The 9,858-nt window shown below is 72.5% G+C and carries 9 protein-coding genes and 1 pseudogene; 6 read left to right on the forward strand and 4 right to left on the reverse strand.

The window, feature by feature from the left end; all coding sequences use genetic code 11:
• Nucleotides 1-493 (forward strand): hypothetical protein (locus tag KBX39_RS12845; RefSeq protein ID WP_210870639.1); only part of this gene is annotated, 493 nt, incomplete at its 5' end.
• A 263-nt stretch (nucleotides 494-756) separates the two neighbouring features.
• A complete protein-coding gene (locus KBX39_RS12850) occupies nucleotides 757-1,725 on the forward strand; it encodes a hypothetical protein (protein WP_043328396.1) in 969 nt (322 codons plus the stop codon).
• Between the two features lie 310 nt (nucleotides 1,726-2,035).
• Here KBX39_RS12850 and ychF read toward each other — a convergent pair whose 3' ends face one another.
• The 3 genes from ychF to KBX39_RS12865 are packed head-to-tail and all read right to left on the reverse strand — an operon-like array spanning nucleotide 2,036 to nucleotide 4,454.
• The gene (ychF, locus tag KBX39_RS12855; RefSeq protein ID WP_043328395.1) at nucleotides 2,036-3,121 is read right to left on the reverse strand and encodes a redox-regulated ATPase YchF; all 1,086 of its coding nucleotides are present in this window, start codon (nucleotides 3,119-3,121) and stop codon (nucleotides 2,036-2,038) included.
• Between the two features lie 58 nt (nucleotides 3,122-3,179).
• Nucleotides 3,180-3,917: a peptidase E gene (locus tag KBX39_RS12860; RefSeq protein WP_210870642.1), complete on the reverse strand. Its 738-nt coding sequence runs from the start codon at nucleotides 3,915-3,917 to the stop codon at nucleotides 3,180-3,182.
• 30 nt (nucleotides 3,918-3,947) lie between these two features.
• Nucleotides 3,948-4,454, reverse strand: coding sequence for a MarR family winged helix-turn-helix transcriptional regulator (locus tag KBX39_RS12865; RefSeq protein WP_043328390.1), 507 nt, complete (start codon nucleotides 4,452-4,454; stop codon nucleotides 3,948-3,950).
• A gap of 89 nt (nucleotides 4,455-4,543) precedes the next feature.
• On the opposite strand from KBX39_RS12865, the pseudogene KBX39_RS33295 reads away from it, so the two are divergent.
• Nucleotides 4,544-5,365, forward strand: a pseudogene (locus KBX39_RS33295) (EamA family transporter); the annotation flags it as partial.
• Nucleotides 5,366-5,493: 128 nt separating this feature from the next.
• On the opposite strand, the gene KBX39_RS33300 reads toward KBX39_RS33295, so the two are convergent.
• Nucleotides 5,494-5,958 carry a hypothetical protein gene (locus KBX39_RS33300; RefSeq protein ID WP_247660143.1) on the reverse strand — a complete coding sequence of 155 codons (465 nt, stop codon included), beginning with the start codon at nucleotides 5,956-5,958 and terminating at the stop codon, nucleotides 5,494-5,496.
• 243 nt (nucleotides 5,959-6,201) lie between these two features.
• On the opposite strand from KBX39_RS33300, the gene KBX39_RS12875 reads away from it, so the two are divergent.
• The 3 genes from KBX39_RS12875 to KBX39_RS12885 form a co-directional block, all read left to right on the forward strand.
• Nucleotides 6,202-7,653 (forward strand): AlkA N-terminal domain-containing protein, encoded by a 1,452-nt coding sequence (locus tag KBX39_RS12875; RefSeq protein ID WP_043328388.1) that lies wholly within the window; start codon nucleotides 6,202-6,204, stop codon nucleotides 7,651-7,653.
• Nucleotides 7,650-8,162 (forward strand): methylated-DNA--[protein]-cysteine S-methyltransferase, encoded by a 513-nt coding sequence (locus KBX39_RS12880; RefSeq protein ID WP_069088261.1) that lies wholly within the window; start codon nucleotides 7,650-7,652, stop codon nucleotides 8,160-8,162. Before KBX39_RS12875 ends, KBX39_RS12880 begins: the two co-directional genes overlap by 4 nt.
• A gap of 37 nt (nucleotides 8,163-8,199) precedes the next feature.
• Nucleotides 8,200-9,858: ABC transporter ATP-binding protein (locus KBX39_RS12885; protein ID WP_210870648.1), on the forward strand; the 1,659-nt coding region annotated here is incomplete at its 3' end.

Genomic DNA, 9,858 nt, shown 5'->3' on the forward strand with positions numbered 1-9,858 from the left:
AAGGAAACTGGCAGATCAGACCATGGATAGCACCAGGTTGACGAAGGCCCTCGGCTACACCGTCGGCGACCTGCTCCTGATCTCAGCCGAGGCGTTCGACACGCGGGTCGTCAGGACCACGCCCCAGCGCCTGCTCATCGACTGGCCATGGCGGGAGGCGGACCCCGAGTCAACCAACTCATGGGATGGCACCGTGGGCTTTCCTCGTGACCCTGACGCGCACGGCTGGCTCAACACACCGTGGCGACTGGAGCCCGACGCCTCCGAACTGCAAGCCAGTGACCCTTGCTTCGTCGGCATCCCACCGACGGAGGTGCGGGTTACCTCCATCGAGAGGTTCGACCCTCCCGCCGACTTCGGATTCCTACCCCGGCCGGACTACGCGCTTGAGATGGTTCCTGTCGACGCGATCGAGGACCAAGAAGCGGGCTACGTCCTCTACCTCAACAGCCAAGAACCGATCCACATCGAAGTTCTTGCCAACCCCAACTAGCCAGGGCATACACAAGCGCTACCCTCAACCGAAGATCGTCTAGCCGGACGTGTCACCCACGTCCCGAGACTGATCTGTCACGCAGGTCCTGAGACCCGACATCGCTGGCAGCCGCTGGCAGCCGGTGTCGTAATCCGGTTGATGCGCTAAACGGCGATGCCAGTTGACGGGTTACACAGGCCCGGAGAGCGCCGGGCACCGACGGTGACACCATGGTTCACGACGCTGGCGTGCTGGCAGCCTGGGCAGGAAGATCGCAGGTCATGAGCCGCATCGTGGACGTGTCGAGCCCTCTCGACATGCAGCAGCTTCGAGTCAGGCTCGACGATGCTTCGGTTGTTCAGTTCAGCCAGCCACTCGCCGAGGCGGAGTACAGGTTGCTCGCCGCGCTATTGGCGGAGCATCCGACGGTCACTCTGCGCGCGTACGGCTTCGACGAGGACCTCGCTACGCTGCGGTTCCTGCGCTGGTTCCCACGCCTCCGTCGCTTCAGCGTCGCCCACCTACACAACCTGACTGACTTGGCGCCGCTGCACCAACTGAGCGCCGACGTCGAGCTCCTCGACATCGGCGAGACCCGCAAGCCTCTCAACCTGACCCCGGTCGCCGCGTTCCGTGACCTTCGCCAACTGCGGATCGTCGCGCACCGAGGCGGCCTTCCGGAACTGATCGACGCCAACCCCAACCTGCAGGGACTTTCGCTGTGGCGACTCCCGGTCGACCAATATCTCCCACTGATTGCCCTGCCCCACCTGCAGTCATTGGCGCTGACCCTCGGCTCGTTGGCACACGGCGAATGGCTGCTCCAGGTCCCCACGCTTCGCTACGTCGCGCTACGCGCAGTTCGCAAGCTCACCGACCTCGACCCGGTGACACGCCTGCCCGCACTGCAATGGCTGTGTTTGGACGCGCTCACTGCGGACCGACTTCCCGACTTCAGCTCCTGCACTACGCTGCTACGCGCCGACTGCACCGCCATGCGACACCTTCGGCACACGACATCCCTACAGGGCCTCGCTGCCGCACCCCAGCTGCGGGAGCTGTCGGTAACTGAGGCCCTGCTCCCTGCTGATGCGTTCAAGCCATTCGTTGATCACCCGACGCTTGAACACGTCAGCGTCGGCCTAGGCACCGAGCGCCGCAGCTGCGAGGCTGAGCAACTTCTGCGGCGGACACCACCACGCTCCGACACTGACTTCGCCGTGAGGTACGGCCTTCTACGCGTGCTGTAGCCGGCCGCAAGACCCGCGAGGAGTTCGGGTGCGGGATCAGAGCTGATCCAGCGTGGTAGCGGCACTGTGAGGCCATGGCCCGAAGTGGGCCGGCGAACTGCAACCCTTCAAGTCGACTCACGACCTGCGCAACCACTACGCTTCGGTCCTGCTGATGCAGGGCGAGTCGGTCATCATCGTGGCCGAACTGCTGGTGCATGCCGGACTCGGAGGAGCGCACCCGCCGGGCGGTCGATGAAGCGTGGGGTTGTGCCCCCGGTGTGCCCCAGGGCGAGGCACCAAACCGCTGACCTGCGGAAACGGGCCGGATTCAGACGTTGAAGCGGAACTCCACCACGTCGCCGTCCTGCATGACGTACTCCTTGCCTTCGATCCGGACCTTGCCGGCGGCCTTCGCCGCCGCCATCGATCCGGCCTCGACCAGGTCGTCGTAGGAGACCACCTCGGCCTTGATGAAGCCGCGCTGGAAGTCGCTGTGGATCACCCCGGCGGCCTCCGGCGCGGTCGCGCCGACCGGGACGGTCCAGGCCCGCGCCTCCTTGGGGCCGGCCGTCAGGTACGTCTGGAGCCCGAGCGTGCGGAAGCCGACCCGGACGAGCTGGTTCAGGCCGGGCTCGGACTGCCCGATCGACTCCAGCAGCTCGCGAGCCTCGTCCTCGGGCAGGTCCACGAGCTCAGACTCGATCTTGGCGTCCATGAAGATCGCCTCGGCGGGCGCGACCAGGCCGCGCAGCTCGTCGAGGAACTCGGCGTTGCCCAGCTCGGCCTCGTCGACGTTGAAGACGTAGAGGAACGGCTTGGTGGTGAGCAGGTGCAGTTCACGCAGGTGTTCCAGCTCGACCTTCGCGGCGGCGGCGCCCGCGTACAGGGTCACGCCGTTGTCGAGGACCTCGACCGCCTTCTTGGCTGCCTCGACGGCGGCGGCCCGGTCCTTGCGGAGCTTGGCCTCCTTCTCCAGCCGGGGCAGCGCCTTCTCCAGCGTCTGGATGTCGGCCAGGATCAGCTCGGTGTTGATCGTCTCGATGTCGTCGGCCGGGGAGACCTTGCCGTCGACGTGCACCACGTTCGGGTCGGAGAAGGCGCGCACCACCTGGCAGATCGCCGAGGCGTCGCGGATGTTGGCGAGGAACGCGTTGCCCCGGCCCTGCCCCTTGGACGCGCCGCGGACCAGGCCGGCGATGTCGACGAAGGAGACGGGCGCCGGCAGCACCTTCTGCGAGGAGAAGATCTCGGCCAGCTTGGCCAGCCGCTCGTCGGGCAGCCCGACCACGCCGACGTTCGGCTCGATGGTGGCGAACGGGTAGTTCGCGGCGAGCACGTCGTTCTTGGTCAGCGCGTTGAACAGGGTGCTCTTGCCCACGTTGGGCAGGCCGACGATGCCGATGGTGAGACTCACGACGAACCAGCTTACGCGGTTCGCCGCCCGCGCCGGGCAGGCAGGTCCGCGAAGCCTGTCACTCCGACAGCAGGCGCGGCTCGATCCGGGTCTCCCGGGCGGTGCCGTCCTCGGCGCGGACCAGCTCGTACGCGGCCACGCCCGGCCGGTCGGCGACCGCCTCGGCCAGCCGGCTGCCCCGGTAGATCAGCCCGACGCCGTCGTCGGTGCAGTGGCTGGCCGGGAGCGTGCCGTCGGCGACAAGCTGGTGCATCAGCGGTCGCCGCTGTTCCTCGCTGTCGTAGTGCACACCGTTGCCGTACGGGAGCCAGCCCAGCCCTTCGGTGAAGGGCCGTAGCGTCGGGCCGTAGCTGTCGGTGGCGCCGCCGGTGTGCCAGCAGATCGAGCCGGCGGAGACACCGCCGAGCACCACGCCTGCCTGCCAGCACTCGTGCAGGATCTCCGGCAGGCCGTGCACCCGCCAGACCGCGCAGAGGTTGGCCACGCTGCCGCCGCCGACCCAGATGACGTCCTGCGCGAGCAGGTGGGCGCGGATGTCCTCGACGTTCGGCATCGGGTAGAGCGCCAGGTGGGAGGCGCGGAACCGGGTGCCGGCGAAGGCGCCGTAGAAGACGGTGAACCCGGTCGGCTGGTCGCCGGTGGCCTGGCCGAGGTAGCAGACGCGCGGCGCGTCACCGGCCCCGGCCAGGTCGGCCATCAGGTCGAACAGGGCGCTGGGCCGGGCGTCCCAGGGGCCACGACGACGGCTGGCGAAACCCATGCTGGTGGCGACGATCGTCGGTTCAGTGGCGGGCACGGGCGTCCTTCCGGCCGATGACAGTGACGATCATTGTGCCGGACCGGAGGTGTCGGCCGCGGCGAGCAGCGTACGCAGCAGGTCGGCCAGCCGCTCCTGGTCGGCCGGCGGCAGCGCGTCGAGGATCCGCCGCTGCACCGCGAGCCCGGCCTCGGCGGACTCCTCGACCACCCGGCGACCGGTGTCGGTGAGTGTGACCCGCAGCGCCCGTCGGTCGGCCGGGTCCGGCGAGCGCCGTACCAGGCCGGCCCGTTCGAGGCGGTCGAGCCGCCCGGTCATGCCGCCCGAGGTGAGCATCAGCGAGGCGGCGAGCGCCTTCGGCGCCAGCGTGTACGGCTCACCGGAGCGGCGCAGCGCGGCGAGCACGTCGAACTCACCTCGGCCGATGCCCCAGGCCGCGTACACCTTCTCCTGGCCGTCGCCGACCAGCCGGGCGAGCCGGTAGATGCGGCCGAACACGGCCATCGGCTCGGGCCGCATGCCGGGTCGTTCCCGCCGCCACTGCTCGACGATCGCGTCCACCTCGTCGCCTGTCACGGCTGCCGATTGTGCCCCACGTCCCACTTCCCTTTTCGCTCGGGCCTGAGTAGCTTAGCCCTAAGATACTTAGAGCTGAGGAAGCTGCTGTGAACTCTCGCTGGACCGACGTCGCGCTCACCGCCGCCGCCCCCGTCACCTGGGGCACCACCTACCTGGTCACCGCCGAACTCCTGCCCCCGGACCGGCCGCTCTGGGCCGGCGCGATCCGCGCCCTCCCGGCCGGTCTGCTGCTGCTCGCGCTGACCCGACGGCGACCACACGGCCTCTGGTGGGGGCGGGCCGCCGTGCTCGGCGCGCTCAACATCGGGGTGTTCTTCCCGCTGCTCTTCCTCGCCGCGTACCGGCTGCCCGGCGGCACCGCCGCCGTGCTCGGCGCCGCCCAGCCGCTGCTGGTGGCGGTGCTGACGGTCGCGCTGCTCCGCGACCGCCCCACCCGGCCGGCGCTGGTCGCCGCCGTGGCCGCCCCGCTCGGCGTCGCCCTCGTAGTGCTGCGCCCCGGCGCCGGCCTCGACCCGCTCGGCGTCACCGCCGGGCTCGCCGGGGCCGTGGCGATGGCCGCCGGGCTGGTGCTCACCCGCCGCTGGGGCCGGCCACCCGGAGTGGGCGTCCTGGCCGCGTCGAGCTGGCAGCTCGTCGCCGGTGGCCTGATGATCGTGCCGGTCGCCGCCGCCGTCGAGGGCGCGCCGCCCGTGCCCGACGGACCGGCAGTGCTCGGGTACGCGTGGCTCGGGCTGGCCGGCACCGCGCTGGCGTACGTGCTGTGGTTCCGGGGCGCGGCGCGACTGCCGGTGTCCCGCGTGTCGGTGCTCGGCGCGTTGAGCCCGCTGACTGCGGCGACGCTCGGCTGGGCGGTGCTCGGTGAGGCGCTGGACCCGGTCCAGCTCGCCGGTTTCGCGGTGGCCGTGGCGGCGATGGTGCTCGCCCAGATGCCGGACCGGCCTCCTCGCCCGCGGCTGGGTGGCGACGCGGACCACCCGGCGATGGCGCTGGTCGGCGTTCGGGCGGGCGGCGGAGCGGTGGGCTGGTGGCGGCGCCGTCAGCCGGCCCGCAGCCGGCGCCAGTCGTCCGGCCACGCCTCGGCGGCGACACCCTCGGGCAGCGCACCGGCCGGCAGGTGCGCCGCGGCGGCCAGCGGCAGCGTGAACCGGTGCGCGGCGGCGGGCCCGGCCTCGTACGACCGGTCGAGCAGCCACCGCACCTCGTCGGCGGTCCAGCCCAGGCCGGACCGGGCGGCGATCTCCCGGACCAGCCGCAGGCCGACGCGGGTGTCGTCGTCGTAGAAGCGCATGCACCAGTGGTGCGCCCACATGCCGAGCGCGCGCAGCCCGTCCGGGTCGAGCGAGCCGGCCAGCCGGCCGCAGGCGGTGTCGGGGAAGGGGCGCCCGGGGTCACCGGCCCGGTCGCGCTCGATCGCGCCGTAGGCGGCCGGCGCCACCAACCTCATCCGCTCGTAGAAGCCCTGCACCACCGCGGCGTCCAACGGTGCCCGCCCCGATCGCATCAGCGGACACCCCGCCCGGCCACGCTCGCCATGCCCCGCACCTTTTCTTGAGTTGGTGGCGGGACCGTACCGACCACTTACGACACTTTCTCGGGTCCGCCGGGCATGATCCACACCATTCCGCCGAGGTGGCGGCATCCGGGGACCGGCGATACCGCCACCTCCCCGAGCTGGCGCGACTGCCACACGTCATGTCCGAATACCGCCAGCCACGGCCGGGGACGGCGAGGCAGGATCGGGGGCATGGAGCTGGACTTTGAGCGGTGTTACCGGGCCGTCGACAGCCGCGATCCGCGGTTCGACGGCTGGTTCTACACCGGCGTGACGTCGACCGGGATCTACTGCCGGCCGTCCTGTCCGGCGATGACGCCCAAGCGGCAGAATGTTCGCTTCTTCCCGTCGGCCGCCGCCGCGCAGGGGGCCGGGCTGCGGGCGTGCCGCCGGTGCCGGCCGGACGCGGCGCCGGGCTCCCCGCAGTGGGACGTCCGGGCCGACCTGGTCGGCCGCGCCATGCGGCTGATCGCCGACGGCGTGGTCGACCGCGACGGGGTGCCCGGGCTGGCCGGCCGGCTGGGCTACACCGAGCGGCACCTGCACCGGATGCTCCAGGCCGAGCTGGGCGCCGGCCCGCTGGCGCTGGCCCGGGCACAACGCGCGCAGACCGCCCGGATCCTGATCGAGACCACCGGCCTCGGCCTGGCCGAGGTGGCCTTCGCCGCCGGGTTCGGCAGCGTCCGGCAGTTCAACGAGACGGTCCGTGAGGTCTACGGCGGCACCCCGTCCGAGCTGCGCGCCGGGCGACGCGGTCCGGCCTCGGCCACCGGCGCGGGCACGCTCTCGCTGCGGCTGGCATACCGGCCACCGCTGCACGCGGGCGCGCTGCTGGACTTCCTCGCGCTGCGCGCGCTGCCCGGCGTCGAGGTGGTCCGCGACGGCACCTACCACCGGGGACTGCGCCTGCCGCACGGTCCCGGCACGGTGGCGCTGACCCCGTCCGACGGCCACATCGACGCCACGTTGCGGCTGGCCGACATGCGTGACCTGGCTCCCGCGGTGGCCCGCTGCCGCCGCCTGCTCGACCTGGACGCCGACCCGGTCGCGGTGGACGCCACCCTGGCCGCCGACCCGGCGCTGGCCCCGGCGGTCGTCGCCGAGCCGGGCGTCCGGCTTCCGCACGCGGTCGACGGCTTCGAGCTGGCCGTCCGTGCCGTCGTGACCCAGCAGGTCTCGCTGACCTCGGCGCGGACCACGCTCACCCGCCTGCTCTCCGCCGTCCGGTCGGCGAGCGGTTCGGGCACCGACGACCCGGCCGACGGCCTGGTGGCGTTCCCGGGTCCCGCCGACGTGCTCGCGGCGCCGGACCCGGCGTTCCGGATGCCGGCCGCCCGCCGGGAGACGATCCGGGCGCTGGCCCGCGCCGTCGCCGACGGGACGCTGGACCTGGAACCCGGAGGCGACCGGGAGGAGACGGTCCGGCTCCTGGCCGCGGTGCCCGGCGTCGGCCCGTGGACCACCGGCTACCTGGCCATGCGCGCACTCGGCGACCCCGACGTCGCCCTCACCACCGACCTGGGCGTACGCCGCGGCGCAACCGCGCTCGGCCTGCCCGACACCCCCAAGACCCTGCTCGCGTACGCCGAACGCTGGCGCCCCTGGCGGTCCTACGCGACGATCCGACTCTGGAGAGCAGCATGAGCACTGTGGACAGCACCGTCATCGACACACCGGTCGGCCCGTTGAGCGTGCTCGCCGGCCCCGACGGCGCGGTACGCGCGGCCGGCTTCACGCCCGACCCGGCGGCCCTGGCGCCGTTGACCCACCCGAGCCTGCGTGGTGACCTGCGGGAACGGGCCGACCTCGGTCCGGTCACCGCCGCCGTCCGGGCCTACCTGGACGGAGACCTCGCCGCGATCGACGCGATCCCGGTGGAGCAGCACAGCGGCGGGCTCTTCCTGACGCACGCCTGGCAGGTGCTGCGCGACGTCAAGCCCGGCGACCCGGTCACCTACACCGGGTTCGCCGCGCTGGCCGGACGGCCCGCCGCGGTCCGCGCCGCCGCGGCGGCATGCGCGCGCAACGCGGCAGCGCTCTTCGTGCCCTGTCACCGGGTGCTGCGCACCGACGGCACGCTCGGCGGCTACCGCTGGGGCCTGCCCGTGAAGAAGTGGCTTCTCGGGCATGAGGGACGGGTGACGGCTAGCTGACAGCGGAAACGTCACCCCCGGCGGCTACCGTCGGGTAGTGCCCGCGCCCAGCGACGGCAACCCCGCGGCGCAAGACGACGCCCGGTCCAAGCCGCTGCGCAACCTCTGGCGGCTGCGGCCCTACCTGCGCCCGTACGCGACGGAGTTCGCCTGGCTGCTGGTGGCGGCGCTCGCGGCCACCGCGGCGAGCCTCGCCGTTCCGCTGGTGGTGCAGCGGGTGGTCGACGGGCCGGTGGCCCGGCACGACGAGGCCGGGCTGCTGCGGCTCGGCGCCCTCGCGCTGCTGCTCGGGCTGGCCGAGGCGGTTCTCATCTTCATCCGCCGCTGGACCCAGTCGTCGTCCTCGGTGGGCATGGAGGCGGCCATCCGCGCCGACATCTACGCCCACCTGCAACGGCTCCCGGCCGGCTTCCACGACCGCTGGCAGTCCGGCCAGTTGCTGTCCCGGATCACCAGCGACCTCTCGGTGATCCGGCGGTTCCTCTCCTTCGGGCTGCTGTTCCTGGTCCTCAACCTGATCACCTACGTCGCCGTGGTGGTGCTGCTGATCCGGCTGCACCCCTGGCTGGGGTCGCTGGTCGCGGCCAGCGCCGTACCGCTGTTCCTGATCAGCCGCCGCTTCGCCCGGCACTACCACGCGGCGTCGCGCCGGATGCAGGACCAGCAGGGCGACGTGGCCACGCTCGTCGAGGAGACCGCGCAGGGGCTGCGCACCATGCGGGCGTACGGGCGGGGGCCGGAACTGGCCGCACGGTTCGCCGTCGGCGCGCGCCGGTTGCACGACACCGGGATCGGCAAGGCGCGGCTGCTGGCCCGCACCTCGGCGCTGTTCGACCTGGTGCCCAACCTGACCCTCGGCGCGGTCCTGGTGACCGGCGCGGCGGCCGTCGCCGAGGGCGCGCTGTCCATCGGGGAGCTGGTCGCGTTCGTCAGCCTCCAGCTCATGCTGATCTGGCCGGTGCAGTCGCTCGGCTGGATCATCGCCAACGGTCAGGAGGCCGCCACCGCCGCCGACCGGATCCAGGAGGTGCTCGACACCCGGCCGACGATCGTGGACGCGCCGCACGCCCGGTCGCTGGAGCGCGCCGACGTACGCGGCCGGCTCCGCTTCGAGGGGGTCACCTTTCGCTACCCGGGCACCTCGGCGCCGGTGCTGCACGACCTGGACCTGACCGTCGAGCCGGGCGAGACGATGGCGCTCGTCGGCGTCACCGGCTGCGGCAAGAGCACGCTGCTGTCGCTCGTCCCCCGGCTGCACGAGGTGACCGGCGGCCGGATCACCGTCGACGGGCGCGACGTGCGTGACCTGCGGCTCGGCTCGCTGCGACGGCTGGTCGGGGTGGCGTTCGAGGAGCCGACCCTGTTCTCCATGTCGGTCTGGGAGAACCTGACGCTGGGGCGGCCGGAGGCGGGCGAGGAGGAGGTCCGGGCGGCGCTGGCGCTGGCGCAGGCGGACTTCGCGTACGAGCTGCCCTGGGGGCTGGCCACCCGGGTCGGTGAACAGGGGCTGTCGCTGTCCGGCGGGCAGCGGCAGCGCCTCGCGCTGGCCCGCGCGGTGCTCGGGCGGCCCGCACTGCTGGTGCTCGACGATCCGCTCTCCGCGCTCGACGTGCACACCGAGGCGCTCGTCGAGGCGGCGCTGCGCCGGGTGCTGCGGGAGAGCCGCACCACGGCCCTGCTGGTGGCGCACCGCCCC

Origin of the sequence: Micromonospora sp. D75, from assembly GCF_018070405.1 — a bacterium.
GTDB classification, from domain to species: Bacteria; Actinomycetota; Actinomycetes; order Mycobacteriales; family Micromonosporaceae; genus Micromonospora; species Micromonospora chalcea.

Excerpts from the sequence above, each read along its gene's own strand:
- KBX39_RS33300 (WP_247660143.1), bottom strand. The coding sequence starts at position 5,958 with ATGCGATCGGGGCGGGCACCGTTGGACGCCGCGGTGGTGCAGGGCTTC.
- KBX39_RS12850 (WP_043328396.1), top strand. The coding sequence starts at position 757 with ATGAGCCGCATCGTGGACGTGTCGAGCCCTCTCGACATGCAGCAGCTT.
- KBX39_RS12875 (WP_043328388.1), top strand. The coding sequence starts at position 6,202 with ATGGAGCTGGACTTTGAGCGGTGTTACCGGGCCGTCGACAGCCGCGAT.
- KBX39_RS12880 (WP_069088261.1), top strand. The coding sequence starts at position 7,650 with ATGAGCACTGTGGACAGCACCGTCATCGACACACCGGTCGGCCCGTTG.